This window comes from Nocardiopsis sp. TSRI0078 (assembly GCF_001905145.1).
Classification (GTDB): Bacteria; Actinomycetota; Actinomycetes; order Streptosporangiales; family Streptosporangiaceae; genus Nocardiopsis.
Map to the genome: position 1 here is coordinate 193,655 of NZ_LWLB01000032.1, position 24,277 is coordinate 217,931.

Genomic DNA, 24,277 nt, shown 5'->3' on the forward strand with positions numbered 1-24,277 from the left:
CGGAGGGTCTTCGCACTCCTGCCCCGAACCCCGGCAGGGCGGGGGACCCCACCGCCCGCCCGGTACCGAGGACACCGACACACGAGGAAGCACAGATGAGGATCACCTCCGCCGACGTCATCGTGACGTGCCCGGGACGCAACTACGTCACCCTCAAGATCACCACCGAGGACGGCGTGACCGGCCTCGGCGACGCCACCCTGAACGGCCGTGAGCTGTCCGTCGCCTCCTACCTGCGCGACCACGTCTGCCCCCTGCTCGTGGGACGCGACGCCGGGCGGATCAACGACATCTGGCAGTACCTGTACCGGGGCGCCTACTGGCGGCGCGGCCCCGTGACGATGACCGCGATCGCCGCCGTGGACTGCGCCCTGTGGGACATCCTCGGCAAGGAGGTCGGCAGGCCCGTCCACGCACTGCTGGGCGGCGCGGCCCGCGAGGGCGTCATGGTCTACGGCCACGCCAGCGGCGGGTCCGTGGACGAGCTCCTCGACTCGGTCGCGGGGTTCCTGGACCGGGGGTACCGCGCGGTCCGCGTGCAGGCCGCCGTGCCCGGGCTGGAGAGCACCTACGGGCTGCACCACCCGGGTACCGGGGCCACCTACGAGCCCGCCGACGCCGCGGTGCCCACCGACAACGTGTGGCACACCCCCGCCTACCTGAACTTCGCGCCCGAGATGGTGCGGGCGGTCCGGGAGCGGTTCGGCTACGGCTTCCACCTGCTGCACGACGTCCACCACCGGCTCTCCCCGCTGGAGGCGGCCCAGCTGGGCAGGGCGCTGGAGCCCTACCGCATGTTCTGGATCGAGGACCCGACCCCGGCCGAGGACCAGGAGGCCTTCCGCACGATCCGGCAGCACACCACGACACCGCTGGCCGTGGGAGAGGTCTTCAACTCGATCTGGGACTGCCAGCACCTGATCACCGAACGGCTCATCGACTACGTCCGGATGTCGGTGTCGCACAGCGGCGGCATCACGCACCTGCGCCGGGTCTTCGACCTCGCCGACCTCTACGGGGTGCGCACCGGCTCGCACGGCGCGGGCGACCTGTCGCCCGTCTCCCTCGCCGCGGCCCTGCACCTGGACCTGACCGTGCCCAACTTCGGCATCCAGGAGTACATGGGACACCTGGAGCCCGCGAGCGAGGTGTTCCGGACCACCCACACGTTCCGGGACGGCTACATGCACCCGGGCGACGCCCCCGGCCTGGGCGTGGAGATCGACGAGGAGGCCGCGGCCCGCTATCCCTACGAGCCCCGGTACCTGCCGGTCAACCGCAGGGTCGACGGCTCGATGCACGACTGGTGAACGGGTCTCACCCCTCCAGCCGCCACGCGGTCACGGCGGCCTCCCCGCCGTCGGCGAGGTCGAGCTCCACGGGTGAGGCCTGGCGTGGCGCGCCGGGGTAGGGGGCGGTGTACAGCAGGTGCGTGCTCCTGTCGGAGAGGGCCATGGCACCCCAGCCGAGCGTGGCCACGGCCTGTCCGCCGACGGGCACGGTCACCGCGGCCGGGCCCGGGTCCTCGGCCGCGAAGGAGCTTCCATGGGTGACCTCGACGTCGATCTCCGCGCCGTCCCGGTCGGCGAAGGCCACGTCGGGGTAGCCGTCCAGCACGCAGGGCTCCTCCGCGCCGTTCGTGAACCGCAGGGCGAGCATGCGGTGGCCGGTCGCGCTCGCGGGGGTGCCCACGAGGATGCCGCCCGGTTCCGGCGCGCACCATGCGGGGTCGGGGTCGTGCTCGCCAGGGGCGACCTCCGGCGGCGGTGTGGCCCCGTCCCGGGGCGCGGGGAAGGAGCCGGGCTCCTTCCCCGCCGGGTCCTGCGCGTGCGCGGCCGGGTCCTGCGCGGTGTCCGGGGTCAGGGCCGCCCGGGTACCGGCGGTGACGAACAGCGTGGACGCGGCGACCACCAGGGCCAGGGCCGTGCAGAGCCCCGCGAGGAGGGCGGGACCGGGGAAGGGGACGGCGGAGGCCCGGTGCGGCCACCGCGTCCCGGCGAGGGCGGGAACCCAGGCCCAGAGCAGCCCCCAGAAGGCGAGCAGGAGGAGAAGGCTCTCCGCGGCCTCCTCCGGGGGCGTGGACACGACCCATGCGCGTCCGGCCTCCCACAGCACCGCGGGGAGCACACCGGCCCCGGCGGCCGTCAGCCACAGGACGAGGAACCGGTCACCACCGGACGGGGGAGTGTGCGCGGAGAGGAGGTGTGTCAGGAGGAGGTGGACGAGGAGGAGCACGAGCGCCGATCCGGCCGGCACGACGAACACCTCCGGCGCCGACCAGTTCCACACCGTCATCCGCCCTGACGGCACGGTCCCCCGTCCGGCACGAAGGAGGTCGGCGACGAACCCGGGGTACTCGCGTGAGAGCGCGCACCCGGCCCACAGGAGCGCCGCGACGAGGCTCGCCGCCCAGGAGGCGGAGGGAGGAGGGGCGTCCCGGGGGAGGGAGGCCCTCTGGGAGGTCGGCATCGGGACAGAGTACTCACCGCGCGTGCGGGGCGGGGCCCGTCCTCCGTCCGCACGGGGCCGGGGCGACAGCCGCGTGGGGCCGACCGCTGGAGCCGGACGGCCTCCGTCCGCGCGGGCCCGGGCGGCGCCCGGACCCCGCGGGCCGGCGCCGGACCAGATTCCCCCGCCCGGCCACCGGCGGAACCGAGGTTCGACCGATGCGCGCGGTCCCGCCGAGGGCGCACACTCACGGGGACAACGCGATCCCACAGCGAAGGAACCGACCGTGAGCCACCCCCCACTGCGCGTCTACGACATCATGGCCTGCGACGTCTACTGGGACTTCGAGGGGACCCCGCTGCCCAAGGAACAGCACAAGTTCCTGGTGTCCTTCCACCCCACGCCCGGCGTGCCCACCCCCGAGCTGGTGGAGTCGATCACCGCCCGCGGCCCGGGCGGATACGAGGTGGAGTTCACCAACCAGCGCTTCACCCCGGCCAACACCGACGGCCACGTCTACGACCGCACGCTGGACTACTACTGGTACATGGTCAACCTGCCCACCGGCTTCCTGGCCGAGGGCGAGTACACGATCGAGGTGCGCGGCACGGACGGCAGCGTGCAGACCCGCTCGCGCCGCCAGGACGGCGGTGTGTCGCGGCGCCTGGTCGAGCACTACACCGCGCACCGGGGCGAGGTACTGGCGTCCTTCGCCCCCTCGGGCGGGGAGGAGATCGCCGACGTCCCCGAGGTGGGCGGTCTGTACTGCTCCTGGGAGACCCTGGACCGGTTCGGGGGGCCGAACGCCTACTACATCCACCGGCTCTCGAAGGGCGCCTCCGCGCGGGAGTTCGACACCCAGAACCTGACGTGGTGGGACAACATCTTCGTCCAGCGCATGCACGGCCACGCCGAGGCCGGGCGCGACCGGGGACGGGTGCAGGTGGGAGCCGGCCTGGAGCCGGACACCTCCTACGCCTACTTCGTCGAGATCACCGACGCCAACGTCCAGGGTGAGACGAACATCTGCGTCTTCCAGCCGCACCAGGTGTTCCGCACTTCGGCGGCCGGAGCGGACGCCGCCCCGGCCTGAGCCCTCCCGGTCCGGGCCGCTCCCGCGGCCCGGACGGATCCGACGGCCGGGAAGGCCGGGGGAGGAGCCCGAAGGCCCCTCCCCGGCCGGCGGCGTCCACCACCGGCGCGGATATCCGGTCCTCCGGCTAGGGTGTGACCCCGCTCAGCTCGTTGGGCGCCTGCTCCAGGGTCACCGAGGCGGTGACCTCACCGGACTCCAGGTCCAGGGAGTGGACCTGCTTCGTGGCGGGGTCGCTCACGTAGGCGGTGCCGCCGCGCACGAACAGGGCCGGGCGGGGCTGCTGCCACTCCAGCGGCTCCCGCCACTCGTCCATCACCTCGACACTGTCCACGACCTCGCCCGCCTCGGGGTCGATCACGTGCAGGCCGCCGTCGGTGCCCAGGACCAGGGCCTCGCCGCCGGGCCCGCGGCCCAGGGAGCGGAAGGTGTAGCTGGCGGGCAGGTCGACCAGGCTCAGGCTCGCGTCCGCGGTGTCGACGAGGGCGATCCGCTCGGGACGCTCCAGTTCGGCGTCGGGGTCGGTCTTGTAGTCGCCCAGGACGACCGACGACTCCTCGCTCCCGGCCTGGTTGCCGATGCGCCCGTAGCCGTCGGGGCTGTCCACCTTGGTGAACCCGCCCTCCCGGTAGATCAGGACGCCGTCCTCGCAGCCGATGACGACCGTCTCGCCCCCCGCGGTGCTCTCGCCGTGGACGCCCGGGCACTCCTCGCTGCGGGCGACCTCCTCCCCGGCGGCGTCCAGGACGACGGCGCCGACGCGCTCCTCCTCGTCGCCGAGGGTCAGGAGCAGCTCGCCGTTCGCCAGCTCGACGGCCACGCCGTGGTGGGCCTCCTCGGCCGTGCGGACGTCGGTCTCGGGCAGGCCGTCGCCGAGGGAGCCGGTGTCGAAGGAGGTGATCTCGCCGCTGCCGTCGGCGAACAGGACCGTCCTGCCCGCGTGCCGGACGACGTGGCCGGGGGAGTCGGCGGGGAAGAGGGTGTCGGTCAGCTCCGCGCCGACGGCGTCCAGGACCTGGAAGCCCTCCGAGGTGGAGACGAGCACGTGCCGCTCGTCACCGGCCGGGTTGATCCGGTTGAACCCCTCCAACGGGATGTCGCCGACGACCTCGAGGGTCTGGCCGTCCAGGACGTACAGGCCGCCGTCGTAGGTGGTCACGACAGGGTCGTCGGCGACGGCCGCGGCCGCGGCCCGGTCCTCGCCGCCCTGCTCCCGCGGGGCGTCCTCCCCGGTGCCGCACGCCGTCAGCAGCAGTCCGGCGGACAGCAGCACGGGCGGTACCGCCCTGGGGGCGGGACGGGGTGATGGTGTGTTCATGGGGTCTTCTCCGTCGCTCTCTCGGGGTCTCGGGGGGAACGCGGTCGGCCGGGCGGCCGCCGCGGGGGTGCCGGGGACCGGGCCCCGGTCACTCGCCACGCAGTCCGGTGGCGATGGACTCGGTGTTGGCGCGCATCATCTCCAGGTAGGTGGCCGCGCCCTGCCCCTCCTCGCTCAGGGACTCGGAGAACAGGGGGACGACCTCGACGCGCGTCCCCGCCTCCTCGGCCATGACGGTGGCCAGGCGGTCGGGCTGGGAGGAGTCGGCGAACACGGCGTTCACGCCCGCCTCGTGCACGGCGTCGGACAGGGACTTGAGGTCGGAGGTGCTCGGCGAGGCCAGGGTGGTGCCGCTGGGGATCACGGTGCCGATGACCTCGAAGCCGTAGCGCTGGGCGAGGTAGCCGAAGACGTGGTGGTTGGTCACCAGCTTGCGGTCCTCCTCGGGGACCGCCGCGAACTCCGCGGCCATCCACGCGTCGAGTTCCTCCAGCTCGGCGGTGTAGGCCGCGGCGTTGGCGCGTACGGTGTCGGCGTCCACGCCGCCGACCTGCTCGACGACGTGTTCGGCGATCAGGTCGACCGCCAGGACGACCCGCCGCGGATCGGTCCAAAAGTGCGGGTCGGGCTCGCCCGCGCTCTCGTTGCCCGCCTCCGCCGACGCGTCCCCGTGCCCGTTCTCCCCCTGGTCGTGCTCCCCGTGCGCGCGCTCCTCGTGGCCGTGCCCCTCATGGCCGTGCTCCGCGGGGGCGAAGGAGAGGGGGTTCACGCCCGCGCCGACCTCCAGGGCGGGCACCCCGGCCTCCTCCGCCGCCGCGACGTTGCGCAGCACCCCCTCCTCCAGGCCGAGGCCGTTGTAGACCACGAGCGCCGCGTTCTCGACGACGGCGGCCTCCCGTGCGGAGAGGGCGAAGGAGTGGGGGTCGGCGTTGGGCCTCATCAGGACGGTGACCTCGGCCTGGTCGCCCACGACCTCCCGGGTGATGTCGCCCAGGATGTTGGTGGTCACCACGATCCCCCCGCCGGTGTCCGCCCCGGGCGTGCAGGCGGCCGACCCCAGGAGGGCGGCTCCCGCCAGTGCGGCCGCGGTCATCCTGGACAGGAGTGCCGGTGGTGTGGTCATGGGGGTCACCGTCCCGTCTCGACCATGAGGTGCGGCGTGATCCCCGTCTCCAGGGTCCGCGCCACGCGCAGGTCGTCGTTGTAGTCGATCTCGTGCACGACCCCGCCTTCGGCGTCGTTGACGTAGGCGCGGCTGGTGTCCGCCCGGATGACGGGGGCGTGTTCGGCGCCGGTCCCGTCGAGCAGGGCGGTGGAGGCGTTCTCCTCCCCCGTCCGCGGATCCAGGGAGTGCAGGACGCCGTCCCCGGTCAGGGCCAGGACGGGGGCGCCCGCGCCGACCGCGGTCACGGCCACGGCGCCGGGCAGGTCCAGCCGCCTCCACCCCGGTTCGGCCAGGTCCAGGACCCAGACCTCCCCCTCGGTCGAGACGGAGGCCAGGGTCGCGGAGCCGGGGCGGTGGTGGAACTCCTCGGTCCGCCCCCGCGCGCCGTCGGGGTGGGGGAGCACCGCGCTCGTGATCTCTCCGCCGTCCTCGGTGACGTGGAGGGTGCCGTCGGCGCAGCCGATCACCGCACCGCGCCGGGTGAGGGCCTGGCCGCGGGGCTCGGCGCAGGTGTGGTCGAGGAGCCGGCCGGGGGAGCCGTCGCGGTCGTGGACCCTGACGCCGCCCTCCGGCCCGCCCCCGGCCACCAGGAGGCGGCCCGCGAAGGGCAGGACCGCCCCGGAGCCGTCGGGTACGGACACGGCCGTCTCGACCGTCCCCTCCTCCAGGGCGGCACGGTCCAGCACGGCGGCTCCGCCTTGGCCGGTGAGGGCGGTGAGGGCGGTGTCCGTGGACGTCCCGAGCGCGACGAGGCCCTCCAGGGGTCCCACGGAGCGGACGCCCGCCCGGTAGTAGTGGCTGTGGTCCCCGTGGTCGACGGTCCACGCGCCGCCGTCCACGACGTGGGTCGTCCGGTCATCGGATGACGACAGGTAGGCGAAGCGGCCGTCGCCGGCGATGCCGTCGACGCCCTCCACGGGATCGAGTTCCGTGGTCTGCCCGGTGATCAGGTCGAGCACCCGGACCTCGCCGCTGCCGGCGTCGGCGACCACGAGGCGCGACTGGGGCTCGGCGCTCTCCTGCGCTCCCTCGACGTGGCCGTGCGGGGCCTCCTCCGTGGTCCCGGCGGAGCCGCGGGCCTCCTCGCCCGCGCAACCGGTCGCGAGGAGGAGGGCGGACAGCCCGGCCGCGCCCAGCGCGGTGGTGCGGTGTTCACGCGTCATGCGTCACCGGCCTCTTTCGTGTGTAGGGGTTCTCTCGGGGATGCGGGGTCGGGGGAGGTGAAGGGGGTCTGGGCGCCCTGAGGCGGGAGCGCGCGGCGGCGGCGCACGCCGAGGCGAAGAAGAGGGCCGTGGCCACGGCGGTGATGGTGGCCCCGGCCGCCGTCTCCCAGTGCCAGGACGCGAGGAGGCCGAGGAGGACGGAGGCGCTGCCGAGCACGGCCGCGCCCAGCATGATCGCGGGAACGCTGCGCGCCCACAGGGCCGCCGCCGCGGGGGGAGCGATGAGCAGCCCGAACACCAGCAGGGTGCCGACCACGTGGAACGAGGCGACCACGGCCAGGGTGACCAGGCCGAGCAGGACCCCGTGGGCCGTCCGGGGCGCCAGCCCCAGGGTGTGGGCCTTGCGGGGGTCGAAGGCCAGCGCGAGGAACGCCCGGTGCCCCGCGGCCGCGACCACCAGGGCCACGGCCAGGGCGGCGCCCAGGTGGACCAGGTCGCGCTCGCGCACCGCCAGGACGTCCCCGAAGAGGAAGCCCGTGAGGTCGACCGCGAAGGAGGCGGAGTGGGAGACGGTGATCACGCCGACCGAGAGCATCCCGACGAAGAGCAGTCCGATGCTCGTGTCCTGTGACAGCCGTGACGAGCGGCCCAGAGCCGTGACTCCCGCCGCCATCGCCCCGGCGGCCAGGGCCGCCCCGAGCATCACGCTCTGGCCGAGCAGGGAGGCCAGCGCCACCCCGGGCAGCATGCCGTGCGACATCGCGTCGCCGAGGAAGGCCATGCCGCGCAGGACCACCCAGGTTCCGGCGATCGCGCAGATGAGGGAGACCAGGATCCCGCCCCACAGCGCGCGTTGGACGAACACGACCCCGAACGGATCGAACAGAGCTTCCATGGTGGGACACTGTACAACGATAATCATTATCGTTTCCACATGGGGGTGGATATGCGGAACGAGACGAACCGGGTGGAACTGGACGGCGTGTACGCGGGATACGGGAGGCGCGACGTCCTGCGGGGTGTCGACGCGGTGATCCCGCAGGGGAGGGTCACGGCGCTCGTGGGGCCCAACGGCGCGGGCAAGTCCACGCTGATCGGGCTGCTGGCGGGCACGGTCCGGGCCCGCCGGGGGAGGGTCGTGTCCGCGCGGCGGCCGCGCCCGGCCCTGGTGGCCCAGCGCAGCGCGGTCTCCGACGCCCTGCCCGTCACGGTGCGCGAGACGGTCGCGATGGGGCGGTGGGCGCACCGGGGATTCTGGCGGCCGCTGACCAGGCGCGACCGGGACGTGGTGGGCGAGTGCCTCGAACGCATGGGGGTCGCGGACCTGGCCGACCGCCGTCTGGGCGAGCTGTCGGGCGGCCAGCGCCAGCGGGTCCTGGTCGCCCAGGGGCTGGCCCAGGAGGCGGACCTCCTCCTCCTGGACGAGCCGTCGGCGGGGCTGGACCACCGCTCCCAGGAGCGGGTCCGCCGCGTCCTGGCGCAGGTCGGCGCCGACGGGACGACCGTCGTCCACGCGACCCACGACCCCCGGGAGGCGCTGGGCGCCGGGCACTGCCTCGTGCTGGCGGACGGGCTGGTCGCGGCCTCCGGTCCGCCCGAGGACGTCGCCTGGGCCTGGGACGCGGCCCGGGGGCGGGGCGGCACGCACCCCGTGGAGCCGGTCGGTCCCGGGGTGCCCCTCGTGGGACCTCCCGTGTCCGGGGGCTCATGAGGGAGGACGCCCCGCAAGGCCGGCTCCGGCGCCTTTCGGCGGAAGGCGTGCAGGTGGAGCGGCGGTGAGCACGTCGGGCCGCGGCACACGCCTGGTGGTGCGGCTGCCCGGCACCGGCCGTGGCCCACGCCGCACGTCCGCCGGCGGGGCACGCCTGCGCACGCCTCACCGGGGCTCGCCACGGGTCCGTGCTGGTACTGGGTTGGATGCGGTGCGCGGGGGTAGGCGCAGGACATGATCGGACGTCTGTTGTGGCAGGGCTTGGCCGCCGGGTCCATGGGGGCGGTGGTGATGACCCTGGGAGAGAAGGCGGAGCAGGGGCTGACCGGGCGCCCCGACTCGTATGTGCCCGCGCGGACCCTCCAGCGCGTGACGGGGGCGGCCGAGCGGCCCGGGCCCCCACCGGTTCCGGTGAACTGGGCCATGCACTTCGGCCAGGCGGCGGCGCTGGGGGTGCTGCGCTCGGCGATGGCGCACGCCGGCCTCCGGGGTCCGTGGTCCTCGGCCATGTTCTCCGTCGTCAGGCTGACCGCCGACCAACTCCTGGAGAACGCCACCGGCGTCGGCGCGCCCCCGCAGACCTGGCCGCGCCCGGAACTGGCCGTGGACCTGCTGCACAAGACGGTCTACGGATTCACCACCGGTGTCGTCGCGGACGCTCTCGCCGCCCGCTCCGGGCCCGGACCCGGGCAGCGCCACGCCCGGGTCCGGCCGGGCCGCCACACCGACGTCGGACCGCTTTCCCCCGGGGCCTGACACCGTGCGGCCTCGGAGCCCCGGCCCAGCATGCGGCCGTCGCCGACCGCTCCGGAGGCCGGTGCCAGGACCGGGGGTTCGCTCAGTCCTGGTTCTGCGGTGCGGGCCGGGCGGCCCGTACCAGGACCAGGGCGGCCTGGAGGGACTCCTCGGCTTCTGCCAGGTCGTCCTCGGTGTGCTCGGAGTCCGGGTCGGCGTGCGCGGCGACGAGGGCGTGGGCCGCGAACATCGCGGCCTCGGCCGCCGCGCCGGCGCGTGAGGGGGCGGCGTCGGTGGCCCACTGCCAGTCGGCGATGGTGCGCTCCAGACGCCGGTACAGCAGGGCCTGGCCGAATTCGCGGTCCTGCACGGTGTCGCCCCAGGGGCCCGCCGCGCCGCCGCGTCCGGGCACCGGGGCGGGGCCGGCCCGCATCTCGCCCGCGGCGATCAGGCTCTCGGCCAGCACGGGTTCGTCCTCGTCCCGGGCGCCGCCGGGCCGGTGTTCGGGGTCGAAGACCGGTGGAAGGCCCAGGGCCGTCAGCGCGCGCACGATCGGATCCGGACCATCCAAAGTCCACATGACTTCCGCCTCTTGACCATTTGTTGACCGTTGTCGGAGAGGGCCTTCCCTGATCGCCGACAATCCATTCCTCGGATCAGGGCAGAACGGCAGGAAACGGAAGACGCGAGGACTCCGTCGGACACAGCGGAACCCGTGGACTCACGCGACTCCCAGGGCACACGACCCCCATAAGTCCCACGCGTCTCCCACTCCCCGGTGCAGCCCGCACGGCTTCCGGCACCTGCGTTCTCCTGTGCCCCCACCGGCCCCGCATGATAGACGGTGCATCCGCGTCCGGCCGCGGTGACCGCCCACGCCGCCGCACGATCGCCAGGAGGGGCGGCATCGGCGCCCCACCGCCGGTCAGCGATGACGGCGGGCACGGAGGGGCCCGGTGCGGACGGCGGGACGCCGGACCGTGTACCCTCCCGTTTGCTCGGCGATCGGCACCGCGCGGAGGAGGACCGTCCCGTCGCAGGCGGGGAGGCCGGGCCCCGGGCGGAGGCCGGCGTACGGCCGGACGGAGGGCGGACACGCACACGGGAGGTCGCGCCCTTCCGCCCCGAACGAGACACCGACGAAGCGAAGGGGACATGGAACCCGCCTTCATCGTGGCCGCGCTCGCCGGAGGCCTCACGGCCCTGGCACTGCGCCTGCCCCCCATGGTCGGTTTCCTGGCGGCGGGGTTCGTCCTCAACGCCCTGGGCTACGGCCTCACACCGGCGCTCGGGACCGTCGCCGACCTCGGCGTCACCCTGCTGCTCTTCAGCATCGGGCTGAAACTGGACGTGCGCTCCCTGCTGCACCGCCAGGTGTGGGGGACCGCCACCGTCCACATGCTCGCCTCCACACTGTCGATCGCCGTGTTCGTCGGGGCGCTGAAGTTCACGGGGCTGTCACTCCTCCAGGGCACCGGCTGGCCGACACTGCTCCTGCTGGGCTTCGCCCTGTCCTTCTCCAGCACGGTGTTCGCCGTCAAGGTCCTGGAGGCGCGCAGCGAGTCCGGATCGCTCTACGGGCGCCTGGCCATCGGCGTGCTCGTCATGCAGGACGTGTTCGCCGTCGTGTTCCTCTCCGCCTTCTCGGGGGCGCCTCCCACTCCCTGGGCGCTGCTCCTGTTCCTCCTGCTGCCCGCGGCCCCGGTGCTGCGGTACCTGCTGGACCGGATCGGTCACGGGGAGGTGCAGGTGCTCTTCGGCGTGGCCACGGCCCTGGTGGCGGGTTACGCCCTGTTCGACCTGGTGGGCCTCAAGGGCGACCTGGGCGCGCTGGTCCTCGGCCTCCTGCTCGCTCCGTCGGCCAACGCCGCGCCCCTGGCCAAGTCCCTGCTGTCGGTGAAGGAACTCCTGCTCGTCGGATTCTTCCTGAGCATCGGCCTCACCGCCCTGCCCACCGGAGAGACCCTGCTGGCGGCGCTGCTCCTGCTCCTGCTGGTCCCGCTCAAGGCGGTGCTCTTCACGGCGCTGTTCCTGCGCTCCCGCCTGCGCTACCGCACCTCCCTGCTCGCGGGTATGGCCCTGGGCAACTTCTCCGAGTTCGGCCTCATCGTCGGAGCGGTGGCGGCCTCCCAGGGATGGCTGTCGGACGAATGGCTGGTGGTGCTGGCCCTCGCGGTGGCGCTCAGCTTCGCCGCCTCGGCGCCGCTGAACACGTGGGGAGAGTCCGTCTACCGGGCGTCCGCGCCGAGGCTGGGCCGGTACGAGCGCCCCGACCTCCTGGAGAGCGACCGGCCCATCGACATCGGCGACGCCCGTGCGGTGGTCCTGGGCATGGGACGCGTCGGACGCGGCGCCTACGACCGGCTGGTCGAGGAGCACATGGTTCCGGCGGTGGGGGTGGAGCACGATCCCGCCACCGTGGCCGGACTGCGCGCACGGGGATACCGGGTGCTGGAGGGCGACGCCACCGACTCCGACTTCTGGGAGCGCCTCAGCCTCGACCCGGAGGTGGAGCTGATCGTGCTGGCCATGCCGCACCAGCGGGGAAACCTGGCGGCGCTGGACCAGCTCCGCGGAACGGACTGCCGGGCGAGGATCGCGGGAGTGGTCACCCACGAGGACGAGATCGCGCAGTTGTACGAACGGGGCGCCGACGCGGTCTTCCACCTGTACGGCGAGGCGGGGCGCGCCCTGGTCGACGACGCCCTGAGGCGCCCCGCCACCTGACCCCGGCGGTGGCTGGCGCGGCGGTCCCGCACGGCTTCCGGGGCCGGTGTCCGCCGTGCGTCTCCCCGGTCCCGCACGGCACGGCGGCTCACACGCGTCTGGCCGCGGTGACCGCCGACGCCATCAGCACGGCCGCCGCGAACCACAGGGCCCCCGAGGCGCCCACCGCGCCCGCGACCCCCGCACCGACGGCGGGGATCCCCACCTGCCCGAGCCTGTTCCCCCAGATGCGCAGCGCCAGGGCGGCGCCGCGCGAGCCCTCCGGGGCGGCCGTGGCCACCGCCGACATCGTCAGCGGCTGGCCGAGGCCGAGCAGGAAGCCACCGACGGACAGCACGGTGCCCAGCACGAACGGGTCGCTGACGGGCAGCGCCACCGCCGCCATGGACAGGCCCGCGGCGGCGGTGCTCACCGCGATCAGCGTCTCGCGCGACCACCGGAGCACCAGCCTGGACAGCACCAGGCGGGAGAGGAGGGAGAATCCGGCGCGCAGGCTCAGCAGGACGCCGACCAGCACCGGCGGGATCCCCCGGTTCTCGGCGACCAGCGGCAGGTAGGCGGTGAGGATGTCCACGGCCGAGAGCAGCGCGAGGCTGGCGAGCAGCCCCGAGGGCAGGCCCGGTCTGCGCAGCAGGTCCCTCGCGGGGGTCCTCGCCGACCCCTTCCTCCGGGAGGGCGGGGGCATGCGCACCCGGGCCAGGGCCAGGATCGGCACCAGCCCCAGGCCGCCGGTCGCCGCGGCGACGAGCAGGGCGGACGAGGTGGCCGACAGCAGCGCGTCCCCCGAGGCGTCGGCCAGGATCGCTCCGGACAGCAGGGGGCCCGCGAGCTGGCCGAGGGAGGCCGCAGCGGTGAACCACCCGAAGTCGCGGTCCAGGTGCTCCGGCGCGGACAGCCGGGCGATGAGCCCCTGCCCGGCGACCATGCACAGCAGGTGGCCCATGCCCAGCACGGTGCTGGCCGCGGCGATCGCGAGCAGGCCGGGGCCGTGGGCGAGCAGCAGGCACCCCGTACCGAGGATCGCCGCGCCCAGGCCGACGATCCACGCCGTTCGCCGGGCCCGGTCGGTCGCCCGCCCCAGGGGGACCGCCACCAGCAGGGGGAGCAGCGCGTAGGCGGCGGTGACCAGCCCGACCGCCACGGCGTCCCCGCCCAGGGCGATCGTCCGGTAGGAGACCAGGGGGCGGGCGAGGTTGAGGGCGGTGTGGGTGAACACGACGCTCACCAGCAGCGGCCAGATCCACGACGCCCCGGTGACGCGACCTCTTCCCAACGTCGTCCCCCCTGTCCGTGCGCTCCCCGTCCGACGCCGCGGCGCCCCGGGGACCTGCGGGGCCCCGGGGTCATCCGATGACGTGGCCACTCGGTTCTACACGGTGTCCGCCTCGCGCTCGGTCGGCGGCCCCGGGAAGTCGCCGCTCTCCGGGGCGCGGCCGCCGGTCCCGGCGTTCAGGAGCGGCCGGCTCCCCGCACCAGGGCCCGCCCCAACCACGCCCGGGCCGTCGCGAGGTGGTCGCGGGCGACGCCGGTGCCGGGCGCCCAGGACTCGAACCCGTGGGGCGCCCCGGGCACGGGGTGGAAGGCGGTGCCGACGCCCGCGTCCCCCAGCCTCCGCGCGTACTCACGGGACTCGTCGTGGAAGAGGTCGATGTCGCCGACGCCGATCCAGGCGGGCGGAAGCCCGCTGAGGTCCTCCCGCCGCGCGGGGACGGCGTACCGCGGCAGGGTGGACGAACCGGGTTCGGCGGCGAGGTAGGAGCGCCAGCCGAAGCGGTCGGCCCTGTTGTTCCACATGTAGTGGCGGACTCCGTCCAGGTCGCGCCGGGCGGCGGTGCGGTCGTCGAGCGTCGGGGAGAACAGCCACTGCGCGAGCGGCTGTGTACCGCCCTCGTCGTGCGGCCGCTGCGCGAGTGCGGCGGCGAGCCCGCCTCCCGCGCTCTGCCCCCCGACGGCCACGCGCGAGGGATCGACGCCCAGGGAGACGGCGTTCTCCCGCGACCACGTCCAGGCGGCGTGGCAGTCGTCGAGCGCCGCGGGGTACGGGTGCTCGGGCGCGAGGCGGTACTCGGCGGACACGACGGTGACGCCCAGCTCCCGGGCCGTGGCGCTGCACAGGGGGTCGTCCTGCACGGCGCGGCCGATGACCAGGCCGCCGCCGTGGATCCACAGGAGCGCGGCCTGCGAACGGCGTTCCTCGGGCCGGTACACCCGGACGCCGGGGGCCGCCTCCTCGGGCAGCTCTAGCGTGACGCCGGGCAGGTGGCGGGTGTCCGTCCGGTGCATCAGGAAACGCGTGGCGCGCAGGGCCCACGGAAGCCGCACCGGTATCTCCGGCGACCGGAGCAGGGGACCGCGCAGCTCCGGCGTCACCCTCGACGGCCTCATGACCGCGCTCCCGGGATGAAGGCCGTCGGTATGAGGACCCCCCTCGTGGCCGGCGACCGGGCGGCCGTGGACCTACTGCATCGACCGGTCGTCTACGGCGCGGCCTGGCGCAGGGCGTCCGAGACCGCCTTGGCGCCGCCGTGGGTGCTGTATCCGCCGTCCACAGGGATCTCCGCGCCGGTGACGAACGAGGACTCGTCGGAGACCAGGAACACGACCAGGGGTGCGATGTCCTCCACGGTTCCCGTCCGACCGAGCGGGGTCTGTTCGATGCTGGCCCGGCGCATCGCCTCCGGCGCGGAGGCGGTCATCGGCGTCTCGACGAACCCCGGATGCAGGGTGTTGACCCGGATCCCGCGCGGGCCCAGCTCCAGGCCGGCCGCCGCGGACAGCCCGCGCAGCGCCCACTTGCTCGCGGTGTAGGCGACCGGGTAGTGCCCGGTCAGGGCCGCGACGGAGCCGACGTTGACGATGGAGGCCCCGCGCGGCATGAGCGGCAGCAGGCTCTGGACGCCCAGGAGCGGTCCGGTCACGTTGACCGCGTGCACGCGGTCGAAGTCGGCCGGGTCGACCTCGTCCAGGCGGTGGCGCAGGGTGATCCCGGCGTTGTTGACCAGCCCGTCCACGCGCCCGTACTCCTCGCGCAGCCAGGCGGCGAGCGCACGCCAGCCCTCGGCGTCGGTGACGTCCAGGTGCCGGTGGACGACCGCGCCGCCGGACGGCGGAGGCGGTTCGTGGGGCGGTTCGGGACCGACCACGTCGAGGGCGACGACGCGGGCGCCCTCCTCGGCCAGGGCGGTGGCGGCGGCCGCGCCCTGCCCGCGTGCGGCGCCGGTGACCACGACGACCTTGCCGTGCAGGCGTTCCATGGTTTCCTCTCCGGCCCCGGGCGGGCCGCTCCCGCCCGGGGCGCGCTGTTCAGGGACGGTCGCGGGGGCGCCTGCGTGCACCGGGCACCGGCTCGACCGCCCTCCCGGGAACGACGGTGTTGGCGACGGTGCCGATGCCCTCCACGGTCAGGGCGACCGTGTCACCGGGCTTGAGCGGGGGCGGGTCCTGGCGGCCTCGCCGCCCCCACAGCTCGGCCAGGCACCCGCCGTTGCCGCAGGTCCCCGAGCCGAGCACGTCCCCGGACCGGACCCGTGTCCCCCGTGAGGCGTGGGAGAGCATCTCCTCGAAGGTCCAGCCCATGTTGGACAGCAGGTCGCTGCCGACCACCTCGCCGTTCACCTCGGCGGTCAGGGCCAGGCGCAGGAACCCCTCCCCGTCGCGGTGGGGCTCCAGCTCGTCGGCGGTGACCAGCCAGGGCCCCAGGGTCGCCGCCGCGTCCTTGCCCTTGCAGGGGCCGAGGCCCACCTGCATCTCACGCGACTGCAGGTCGCGCGCCGACCAGTCGTTGAACACGGTGTAGCCGAAGATGTGCTCGCGCGCACGCTCCGGGGTGAGGTCGCCTCCGGGACGGCCCACGACCGCGGCGACCTCCAGCTCGAAGTCCAGGACCTCGCAGCCGGGCGGGACCGGGACGTCGTCGTGCGCCCCCACCAGCGCGGCCGGGTTGGTGAAGTAGAAGGTGGGCGCGTCGTACCAGGCGTCCGGCACCCCCTCCTTCCCGCTCACGCTGCGGCGCACGCCCTCGACGTGCTCCTCGAAGGTGACGAAGTCGCGGACCGAGGGCGGCTCCAGGGGAGGCAGCAGCCGGACCCCGGCCAGGGGCACGGGCGCCCCCGTCGCGGGGACGGGGGCGCCGCGGACGATGTCGAGCAGGTCGGTCCCCTCCGGGAAGGGCAGGACCTCCTCCCCCTCGACCACGCCGCAGCGGCGCAGGCCCTCGTGCTGGTAGGTGGCCAGTCTCATGGCGCTCCGATTCGGTGTGAGGGGGCGGGCTACGTGGGAGGGTCCGGTTCACATGGGAGGGGCGATGAAGCAGCCGCGGTCGGGGTCGTTGAAGGACTCCTTGGCGACGAACTCGTCCATCGGGTTGGCGGTGCCCCACTGGTCGGTGACGTCGGGGTCGGAGAAGTCGTACATGTGCGGGTGCCAGGTGTCCTCGTCCAGCCGCTCCAGCTCGGTGGTGTACTCCAGGGTGTTGCCGTGCGGGTCCATGAAGTAGGAGAAGGTGTTGTTCCCCGCCATGTGGCGCCCCGGCCCCCAGATCTTGCGCACGCCCGCGCGCAGCAGGCGCCCGGTGCCGCGCATGTACTCGTCGATGCCGCGCATCTCGAACGAGACGTGGTGCAGGGAGGCGTGCGGCCCCTGGGCGATGGCGATGCTGTGGTGCGTGGAGTTGCACCGCATGAAGTGCATGACCTTGCCCATGCGCGGGTGCATGAGGGTGTCGGAGAGCGCGAAGCCCAGGTGCTTCTCGTACCAGAGGCGGGTGCGGTCCAGGTCCGGGGAGTTGAGCACGACGTGGGACAGCCGGACGGGGACGGACTCCTTCTCCTCCACCCTGCGATGCGTGCGGACGGCGACGTCGGCGGAGACCTCGATGGTGCGGCCGTCCACGTCGAAGAACCGGACCCCGTAGCCGCCGCCGGGGGTGTCCATCGGCCCGGGCTCGTTCACCATCCGCACACCCGCCCGGATCAGGCGGTCGGCGAGGGCGTCCACGTCGGCGGGCGAGGCCGCGCCGAAGGCCACCAGGTCGATCCGCTTCTCCTCGGCCCGGCGCAGCCGGACCACGTAGTTCTCCGGGGAGCCCTCCGCGGCCAGGAAGGACACGCCCGAGTCGGTCTCGGCCTCGGTCAGCTTCCACATGTCGGTGAAGAACCGCTGCTGCTTGTCGAAGTCGGGCACGGCGAGCGCGACGTGCCTGAGGTGGGTGATGAGCCGGTCGGTCATGGTGACTCCCTCTCTGGTGTGTCTGTGGTCAGGTCGAACAGGGCCGCGGCGTTGCCGCCGCCGATCGCGGCGAGGGCGTCGGGGCCCAGGCCGGCGGCGCGCAGCGCGTCCACGGGCGCGTCGGAGCCCATGTCGAAGGGGTGGTCCGAGCCCAGCACGACGCGGTCGGCGCCCACCGCCTCCACCAGGTGGCGCAGGACCGCGGGGTCGTGGACGAGCGAGTCGAACCACATGCGCCGCAGGTAGGTGCTGGGCGGTTCGGCGCAGCCCCGGGCGTCGGGCCGTACGCGCCAGCCGTGGTCGGCGCGGCCGAGGTGGGTGGGCAGGTAGCCGCCGCCGTGGGCCGCCACGATCCGCAGGTCCGGGTGCCGGTCCAAGACGCCGGAGAAGACCAGGTGCGACAGGGCCACGGCGTTCTCGGCGGGCTGCCCGACGATGTTGGACAGGTACCAGCGGTCCAGCCGCTCGTCGAGCGTGCAGCCGAAGGGGTGCAGGAAGAGCACCGCCCCGGTCTCGGCGGCCCGTGCCCACAGCGGTTCGTAGGCGGGGTCGGACAGCTCCCGGCCGGGGGCGTGGGAGGAGATCTCCACGCCCCTGAGCCCGAGGGACAGGGCGTGGTCGAGCGCCTCCACCGCCAGGTCGGGGTGCTGGAGCGGGACCAGGCCCAGGCCCACCAGCCGGTCGGGGGCTCCGGCGCAGTGCGCGGCCACCCCCTCGTTGGCCAGCTTGTGCGCGCGCTCGGCCAGCTCGCGCCCGGCCCAGTAGTGGTAGTGGGACGGCGAGGGGCTGACGACCTGCACGTCCACCCCCGCGGCGTCCATGTCGGCCAGCCGGGCGCAGACCTCGGTCAGGCGGCTCAGGCGTTCGCCGACCATGCGCCCGCTGACCCGCAGGGACTCCTCCCCGTTGCGCCTCGCGTCGGTGGCCCGGTGCTCGTCGTGCCCGGGCCGGCCGGAGACCTCTCCCTCCACCTCGGGGAGCAGGACGTGGGCGTGGACGTCGATGATCATCACGGCAGCTCCGAGACCAGTGCGGAGACCTTGCGCATCATGCCGGGCACGTCGGCGTCGCGGACCCCGTCCAGCTGCCAGTCGGCCAGCGTCACCGACGACTCCACGACGGTGCGGGCCCGCTCGAAGCGGCGGTCCATGAACGCGTCGAACAGCGACTGGTCGACGGTGTCGGCGGCGAGCAGCAGCTCGGCCAGCACCAGCGCGTCCTCCAGGCCCTGGGCGGCGCCCTGGGCGAGGGTGGGCGGGCAGGCGTGCGCGGCGTCGCCGATGAGGACGGTCCGGCCGCGGTTCCACGGCCGCTCCACGAGCAGCGACTCGAACCACGTGTAGTTGACCCGGTCGGAGGCGGCGATGTCGGCGCGGATCTCGTCCCAGACCCCGCGGTAGCCCCGGGACAGCTCGGTCATGTGCGAGGCCCGCTCGCGTTCGGTGAGGCCGGTGCTCTCACGGGCCCGCTCCACCAGGTAGGCGTACATGGTGTCCGGGCCGGTGGGGCAGTAGCCCGCGATGAAGCACGGGCCCCCGTAGACCAGGTCGGTGCGCTCCACGCTGTCCGGGCGGCGGGTGTGGATGCGCCAGATGCCCATGCCGGTCGGCCGGGGCTCGGCGTCGATACCGATCATGCGGCGTGTGGCGGAACGGATGCCGTCGGCCCCCACCACCACGTCGTAGTGGCCCGAGGTGCCGTCGGAGAACAGCGCCTCCACACCGCCGGTGTGCTCGGTACCGTCGGCGTGCTCGGTCAGGGAGCGCGCGGTCAGCCCGGGCCGGACCCGCGCCCCGGCGGACCGGGCCGCCTGGAGCAGGATCGCGGTCAGCTCGGGGCGGTTCATCCCCACCGTCGCGGGCAGGTCCGGGCCGCCGGTACGCACGTCGGGGATCTCCGCCAGTAGCGTCCCGTCGGGCGCGCGCATGCCGAGGCTGTCGAAGGAGTAGCCCGCCTTCTCGACCTGCTCCCACACGCCGAGCTCACGCAGGACCCGGAGCGCGTTGCCCTGGACGGTGATACCCGAGCCGAGGGCGTCGGCGTCGTGCTTGATCTCGGCCACGTCCACGTTCACGCCCTCGCGGGCCAGCAGGATCGCCAGGGCCAGACCGGAGGTTCCGGCCCCGATGACCAGGACGTTGTCGACAGCTTTCATGGGGGGTCCACCTTCACTTGACGGCGATGGGATTGACGGGCGAGCCGACCGCCCCGGTGAACGGGATCGGTGCGGCGGTCAGGAAGAACTCGTGGACGCCGTCGGCCGCGCAGTGCGCCGCCAGCGCATCCAGGTCCCACATCTCGCCGATGAGCAGGCCCATGTGGGGGATGGCCACCTGGTGCAGGGGCTGGAACGCGTGGTCGAACTCGTTGGGGCGCACCTCGAAACCCCAGGTGTCCGTGGCGATCGCGGCGATCTCGGTGGAGTGCAGCCACCCGGCGGTGGTGAAGGACAGGCCCGGGGCGGGGCCGCCCGCGTACTCGCCCCAGCCCTCGCGGCGGGCGCGGGCGAGCCGGCCGGTGCGCACGCACACGATGTCCCCGCGGCCGACCGCGACACCGTGCGCGTCCGCCGTGGCCTCCAGGTGCTCGGTGGTGATGGCGAAGCCGTCGGGGAGTTCGCCCTCGGTCCCGAGGACCCGGCCCACGTCCAGCAGTACGCCCCGGCCGGTCACGGGCGCGGCCATGTGCTCGATTCCGGTGACCTGGTCGCCGCCGGAGGTGACCACCTGCGCGGCGTCCCGGCCGTTCCAGGCGCGGCCGTGGTCGAAGATGTGGCCGAGGCCGTCCCACTGCGTGGAGCACTGCAGCGGCATGGAGACCACGTCGTCCGCGCCGCCGATCCCGTGCGGGAAGCCCTGGTTGCCCAGCGCCGCGTCCACGCCGGTGTCGAGCATGGTGTGCACGGGGTTGGTCCGGCGCCGCCAGCCCTTCTGGGGGCCGTCCATGTCGAAGCTCTGCGACAGGGAGAAGCTCGCCCCGAGCCGGACCAGCCCGGCCGCCTCGCAGCGCTTGGCCCGGTCGATGAAGTTGACGGTGCCCAGGACGTCGTCCGCGCCCCAGCGGCCCCAGTTGGAGTACCTGCGCGCGGCCTCGGCCACGGCGCCCTCGGGGTCGGTGCGGTCGAGCGTCGTGTCGGTGGTGCGGTCGGGACCCGCGTCGCCGGTGTGGTCGGACATCACGCCTCCTCCGCCACGCAGGTGTTGCGCTGGGTGCCCAGGCCGGTGATGGTGCCCTCCATGACGTCGCCGGAGCGCAGCAGGCGTCCCCAGTGCATGCCGTTCCCGGCGGGGCTTCCGGTCAGGACCAGGTCGCCGGGGAGCAGCTCGACGGTCTGCGAGACGTAGGAGACCAGGCGGGCGACGTCGAAGATCATGTCCTTGGTGGACTCGTCCTGCATCACCTGGCCGTTGAGCTTCAGGGTCACCCGCAGGTCCCCGGGGTCGCCGACGAACTCCGCGGGCACCAGGTGGGGGCCCAGGGGGGTGAAGGTGGGGGCGTTCTTGGCACGGAGCCAGTCGGCGCCGATCTCGGGCATGTCCCGGCGGAAGACCAGCTCGCGGGCGGTGATGTCGTTGGCGATGGTGTAGGCGGCCACGTGCTCCAGCGCCCGCTCGGGGGAGACGCGGAAGGCGGGCTCGCCGATCACGGCGGCCAGCTCCAGCTCCCAGTCGGGCTTGGTGCACCAGCGGGGGATGATGACGTCGTCGTGGGGGCCGGTCACCGAGGACGGCAGGCCGATGAACACGTACGGCTGGTCCTCGGCGGCCCGCTTGTCCATCATCGCCGCGGTCTCGGCGCGCACCTGCTCGGCCGGGCGCCCGCCCTCGGGCTCGTGGGCGACGGCCAGGTCGACGACGTGGGTGCGGTAGTTGGCGCCGGACTGGAGGATCTGCCGCGGCCGCAGGGGGGCGTGGACGCGCAGGTCGGCGAGCCGGTGCCGACCGCTGGTGCCGCCGCCACCGCTGCTGCCGTTGCTGGTGTCGCTGCCGGACGCGGCCAGCTCGCGCAGTACGGGCAGGACCTCGGCCCACCGCTCCAGCAGGTCCCGTGTGCTCAGACTCCCGCCCGGCGAGCCCCGCAGGCCGGAGACGGTCCTCAGGTCGAGGACCTCCTCGCCGGTGACCAGGCCCGGGAACGGGGCGTCGCCGCCGACGGAGAACGTACCGAGGGCGAAGGGGCGGGCGTGGGACGGTTCGTTTGCCACAGTGTTTCCTCCAGGTGTGATGCCATTAACATTGGTCCACCAGGAAGGATCTGTGAAATAGATCTCCCATATGGGAGTCATCCGCGCAGTGGATTCCCGCAGGGAGGGCGCGGGTTCGGCAGGAGCGTGCGTGGGAAGACGGCGTGCGCTCTGGGAGATCACACGGTCGGGGAGAGCGCACGTTGAACATCGCGAATCTGGACCTCAACCTGCTCGTCGCCCTGCGCGCGCTGCTGGAGGAGCGCAACGTCACCAAGGCGGGGGAGCGCATCGGCCTGAGCCAGCCCGCGACCAGTGCCGCCCTGGCGCGCCTGCGCCGCCACTTCTCCGACGAGCTGCTCGTGCGCAGGGGCAACCACTACGAGCTGACCCCGCTGGGGCACGCGCTGCGGGTGCCCGCCGCCAACGCCTGCTCGGTCATGGAGCGGCTCTTCAGCCGCCGCGCCCACTTCGACCCGGCCACGGAGAGGCGGGAGTTCACCCTCCTGGCCTCCGACTACGCCATCACGGTCTTCGGCGCCAGGTTGGCCCGTGCGCTGCACGAGGAGGCGCCGGGCATCCGGCTGTACTTCCGGCAGATGCCCGCCACGCTCGTCGAGGCCACCGAGAGCGTGCTCGGGAGCGTGGACGGCGTCCTGATACTGCACGGGGTGATCAGCGGTTATCCGACCGTGGAGCTGTACCGGGACGAGTGGGTGTGCCTGGTGGACGACGGGAACGACGCGGTGGGGGACACCGTCACCATGGACGACCTCGCGAGACTGCCGTGGGCCGTCTACCAGCGGCCCTACGACGCGCCGGTCACGCACCAGCTGGGCATGCTGGGCCTGGAACCGAGGGTGGAGGTCTCGGTGCAGAACTTCCGGATGCTCCCGGACCTGGTCCGGGGCACGCGCAGGGTGGCGCTGGTGCAGCGGCGCCTGGTGGAGGAGGCGGGCGAGCGCGCCGGGCTGCGCATGCTGCCGTGCCCGTTTCCGGCGGCGCCGATCCAGGAGGCGCTGTGGTGGCACCCGGTGCACCAGCACGACGCGGCGCACACGTGGTTGCGGGAGACGGCGGCGAGGGTGGCGGCCGAGCTCGACCCTTCGGTGGGCCTCGATCCTTCGGTGAGCGGGGGAGAGGAAGAGGGAGGAGAAGGGTGAGCCTGGCAGAGGGCGAGGGCGGGCACGGCCGAGGGCCCCGGTCGCGGTTCGTTCGGGCACGGCCGGGCGCCGGTACCGCGTGCTGGTCAGTGGGCTGGCCGGAACCGTTGCCGGTGTGACGTGCGGGGTTTCCTCGCCGATGATCTTGCTCCCAGCGGCACTGTCGGTGGTCGGGAGTGCCACTGGGAGCAAGATCATCCTGGATGGCCAGGACCCGGCGAGTCCTTGCGGTCAGCGCATCAGCGGGAGAGGGCGGCGCTGAGGAAGCCGGTCCACTCGGTGGCGGGGAAGGGGAGGTGTCCGGCGTCGGGGTGCTTGGAGTCGCGGATGGCGGCGCCGCAGGGGAGGTCGCCTACCTCCACACAGTTCTGACCAGCGCCGCTGTGGCTGCTCTTACGGAAGTTCGCGGGGATGTGTGCGACCTCCACGCAGTTGACGCGGTCGCTGCTGTAGCTGGACTTGAAGAAGTTCAAGTTCTCAGGTGCTCTCATGCTGTTCGTTCGACTCCAGGATGTTTCGGATGAACCGAATGGTGTGTGAGGTTCTCAAAGCGGCTGCGTTGAGGTGAGAGAAGATCGTCACAAAGCGCTGCACAGACTCTGATTCTTGGACAAAGAGGCTATCGGTTGCTGTCTCGGTGTACACGAGGCTGGGGTCGAGATCACCAGGAAAGTCTAGAAGTACGAACGATCCGGACATTCCGGCATGCATGCCTGCGCTGAAAGGAAGCACCTGGATGTCGATGTTGTGGCGTGTGGCCATGTTGAGCAGATGTTGGAGCTGATCGCGCATGATGCGTGGATCATCCAGCTCCCGGTGTAGAGCGGCTTCGTCGATGACCGCCCAGAGGTGGGGCGGCTTGTGGCGTCCCAGGATGTGTTGACGCTGCATCCGAGCATCAACATGGCGTTTCACCTCGGCTTCCGAGTAGGCGCCTCCGCCCAGGAACACCGCTTCGCTGTACTCCGGGGTTTGGAGGAGTCCAGGGATGACCATGCACTCGTAGGAGCGGATCATGGACGCCTCGACTTCGAAGTCCGGTAGTGCGTTACTACCGAAGACGTCCTTGTAGTTGGACCACCAGCCCTGCTCCTTGGACTCTTGGGAGAGTTCATGGAGGGCTGCTCGGATTTCGCCCTGTGCTTCGTACAGGTCTGCGAGAGCATCGATGTCGCGTGTTTTGATGCGTCGAGCCTCGGCGTTTTCGATGTTGCTGAGTGTGGAGAGCGGAACTTTGGCCTGTTTTGCTGCTGTGGAGAGCTTGAGGCCATGTGCCTCCCGCAGTCGACGCAGTTCGCGAGCCAACCTTCGGCGGCGCACAGTGGGGCTGATGGGGCTCTGCATG

The 24,277-nt window shown here is 73.2% G+C and carries 23 protein-coding genes; 6 read left to right on the forward strand and 17 right to left on the reverse strand.

The genetic code is table 11. From position 1 onward, the window contains the following. The first annotated feature begins 95 nt into the window (after positions 1–95). Positions 96–1,310 (forward strand): D-mannonate dehydratase ManD, encoded by a 1,215-nt coding sequence (gene manD, locus A6A08_RS17925; protein ID WP_073703760.1) that lies wholly within the window; start codon positions 96–98, stop codon positions 1,308–1,310. A gap of 7 nt (positions 1,311–1,317) precedes the next feature. Here the strand turns inward: manD and A6A08_RS29165 are convergent, their stop codons facing one another. Further along, positions 1,318–2,469 (reverse strand): DUF4232 domain-containing protein, encoded by a 1,152-nt coding sequence (locus A6A08_RS29165; RefSeq protein WP_073703761.1) that lies wholly within the window; start codon positions 2,467–2,469, stop codon positions 1,318–1,320. Between the two features lie 265 nt (positions 2,470–2,734). On the opposite strand from A6A08_RS29165, the gene A6A08_RS17935 reads away from it, so the two are divergent. After that, positions 2,735–3,541, forward strand: coding sequence for a hypothetical protein (locus A6A08_RS17935; protein ID WP_073703762.1), 807 nt, complete (start codon positions 2,735–2,737; stop codon positions 3,539–3,541). Positions 3,542–3,668: 127 nt separating this feature from the next. Here the strand turns inward: A6A08_RS17935 and aztD are convergent, their stop codons facing one another. The 4 genes from aztD to aztB form a co-directional block, all read right to left on the reverse strand. Continuing rightward, on the reverse strand, positions 3,669–4,859 hold the full coding sequence (aztD, locus tag A6A08_RS17940; RefSeq protein ID WP_073703763.1) for a zinc metallochaperone AztD: 1,191 nt from the start codon (positions 4,857–4,859) through the stop codon (positions 3,669–3,671). Positions 4,860–4,947: 88 nt separating this feature from the next. Next, positions 4,948–5,982 carry a zinc ABC transporter substrate-binding protein AztC gene (aztC, locus tag A6A08_RS17945; protein WP_073703994.1) on the reverse strand — a complete coding sequence of 345 codons (1,035 nt, stop codon included), beginning with the start codon at positions 5,980–5,982 and terminating at the stop codon, positions 4,948–4,950. Positions 5,983–5,987: 5 nt separating this feature from the next. Next, positions 5,988–7,187 carry an ABC transporter gene (locus A6A08_RS17950; protein ID WP_073703764.1) on the reverse strand — a complete coding sequence of 400 codons (1,200 nt, stop codon included), beginning with the start codon at positions 7,185–7,187 and terminating at the stop codon, positions 5,988–5,990. Beyond that, a complete protein-coding gene (gene aztB / locus A6A08_RS17955; protein WP_073703765.1) occupies positions 7,177–8,082 on the reverse strand; it encodes a zinc ABC transporter permease AztB in 906 nt (301 codons plus the stop codon). Before aztB ends, A6A08_RS17950 begins: the two co-directional genes overlap by 11 nt. 51 nt (positions 8,083–8,133) lie before the next feature. Here aztB and aztA point away from each other — a divergent pair, with 51 nt between their 5' ends. Beyond that, positions 8,134–8,898 (forward strand): zinc ABC transporter ATP-binding protein AztA, encoded by a 765-nt coding sequence (aztA, locus tag A6A08_RS17960; RefSeq protein WP_083609171.1) that lies wholly within the window; start codon positions 8,134–8,136, stop codon positions 8,896–8,898. A 234-nt stretch (positions 8,899–9,132) separates the two neighbouring features. Beyond that, positions 9,133–9,654, forward strand: coding sequence for a hypothetical protein (locus A6A08_RS17965; protein ID WP_073703766.1), 522 nt, complete (start codon positions 9,133–9,135; stop codon positions 9,652–9,654). Between the two features lie 82 nt (positions 9,655–9,736). Here A6A08_RS17965 and A6A08_RS17970 read toward each other — a convergent pair whose 3' ends face one another. Further along, a complete protein-coding gene (locus A6A08_RS17970; RefSeq protein WP_073703767.1) occupies positions 9,737–10,213 on the reverse strand; it encodes a hypothetical protein in 477 nt (158 codons plus the stop codon). Positions 10,214–10,788: 575 nt separating this feature from the next. On the opposite strand from A6A08_RS17970, the gene A6A08_RS17975 reads away from it, so the two are divergent. After that, positions 10,789–12,360 (forward strand): cation:proton antiporter family protein, encoded by a 1,572-nt coding sequence (locus A6A08_RS17975; protein WP_073703768.1) that lies wholly within the window; start codon positions 10,789–10,791, stop codon positions 12,358–12,360. Positions 12,361–12,448: 88 nt separating this feature from the next. On the opposite strand, the gene A6A08_RS17980 is transcribed toward A6A08_RS17975, so the two are convergent. The 9 genes from A6A08_RS17980 to A6A08_RS18020 form a co-directional block, all read right to left on the reverse strand. After that, the gene (locus A6A08_RS17980) at positions 12,449–13,633 is read right to left on the reverse strand and encodes an MFS transporter (RefSeq protein ID WP_073703769.1); all 1,185 of its coding nucleotides are present in this window, start codon (positions 13,631–13,633) and stop codon (positions 12,449–12,451) included. Positions 13,634–13,809: 176 nt separating this feature from the next. Beyond that, the gene (locus A6A08_RS17985; RefSeq protein ID WP_073703770.1) at positions 13,810–14,745 is read right to left on the reverse strand and encodes an alpha/beta hydrolase; all 936 of its coding nucleotides are present in this window, start codon (positions 14,743–14,745) and stop codon (positions 13,810–13,812) included. Positions 14,746–14,837: 92 nt separating this feature from the next. Further along, the gene (locus tag A6A08_RS17990; protein ID WP_073703771.1) at positions 14,838–15,614 is read right to left on the reverse strand and encodes an SDR family NAD(P)-dependent oxidoreductase; all 777 of its coding nucleotides are present in this window, start codon (positions 15,612–15,614) and stop codon (positions 14,838–14,840) included. A 49-nt stretch (positions 15,615–15,663) separates the two neighbouring features. Continuing rightward, positions 15,664–16,599 (reverse strand): fumarylacetoacetate hydrolase family protein, encoded by a 936-nt coding sequence (locus A6A08_RS17995; protein ID WP_073703772.1) that lies wholly within the window; start codon positions 16,597–16,599, stop codon positions 15,664–15,666. Between the two features lie 48 nt (positions 16,600–16,647). Then, positions 16,648–17,586: a VOC family protein gene (locus tag A6A08_RS18000; protein WP_073703773.1), complete on the reverse strand. Its 939-nt coding sequence runs from the start codon at positions 17,584–17,586 to the stop codon at positions 16,648–16,650. Further along, the gene (locus A6A08_RS18005) at positions 17,583–18,596 is read right to left on the reverse strand and encodes an amidohydrolase family protein (protein ID WP_073703774.1); all 1,014 of its coding nucleotides are present in this window, start codon (positions 18,594–18,596) and stop codon (positions 17,583–17,585) included. Before A6A08_RS18005 ends, A6A08_RS18000 begins: the two co-directional genes overlap by 4 nt. Next, positions 18,596–19,741: an FAD-dependent oxidoreductase gene (locus tag A6A08_RS18010; RefSeq protein ID WP_073703775.1), complete on the reverse strand. Its 1,146-nt coding sequence runs from the start codon at positions 19,739–19,741 to the stop codon at positions 18,596–18,598. Before A6A08_RS18010 ends, A6A08_RS18005 begins: the two co-directional genes overlap by 1 nt. A 13-nt stretch (positions 19,742–19,754) precedes the next feature. Next, on the reverse strand, positions 19,755–20,762 hold the full coding sequence (locus tag A6A08_RS18015) for a cyclase family protein (protein WP_073703776.1): 1,008 nt from the start codon (positions 20,760–20,762) through the stop codon (positions 19,755–19,757). Next, on the reverse strand, positions 20,762–21,790 hold the full coding sequence (locus tag A6A08_RS18020) for a fumarylacetoacetate hydrolase family protein (RefSeq protein WP_073703777.1): 1,029 nt from the start codon (positions 21,788–21,790) through the stop codon (positions 20,762–20,764). Before A6A08_RS18020 ends, A6A08_RS18015 begins: the two co-directional genes overlap by 1 nt. Positions 21,791–21,972: 182 nt before the next feature. Here A6A08_RS18020 and A6A08_RS18025 point away from each other — a divergent pair, with 182 nt between their 5' ends. Next, complete coding sequence (locus A6A08_RS18025) at positions 21,973–22,932, forward strand: LysR family transcriptional regulator (protein ID WP_073703778.1); 960 nt, start codon at positions 21,973–21,975, stop codon at positions 22,930–22,932. A gap of 239 nt (positions 22,933–23,171) precedes the next feature. On the opposite strand, the gene A6A08_RS18030 is transcribed toward A6A08_RS18025, so the two are convergent. After that, positions 23,172–23,423, reverse strand: a complete 252-nt coding sequence (locus tag A6A08_RS18030) for a DUF397 domain-containing protein (protein ID WP_073703779.1) — start codon at positions 23,421–23,423, stop codon at positions 23,172–23,174. Then, on the reverse strand, positions 23,410–24,276 hold the full coding sequence (locus A6A08_RS18035) for a helix-turn-helix transcriptional regulator (RefSeq protein ID WP_073703780.1): 867 nt from the start codon (positions 24,274–24,276) through the stop codon (positions 23,410–23,412). The genes A6A08_RS18030 and A6A08_RS18035 overlap by 14 nt, the downstream gene beginning before the upstream one ends. Position 24,277 lies beyond the last annotated feature (1 nt).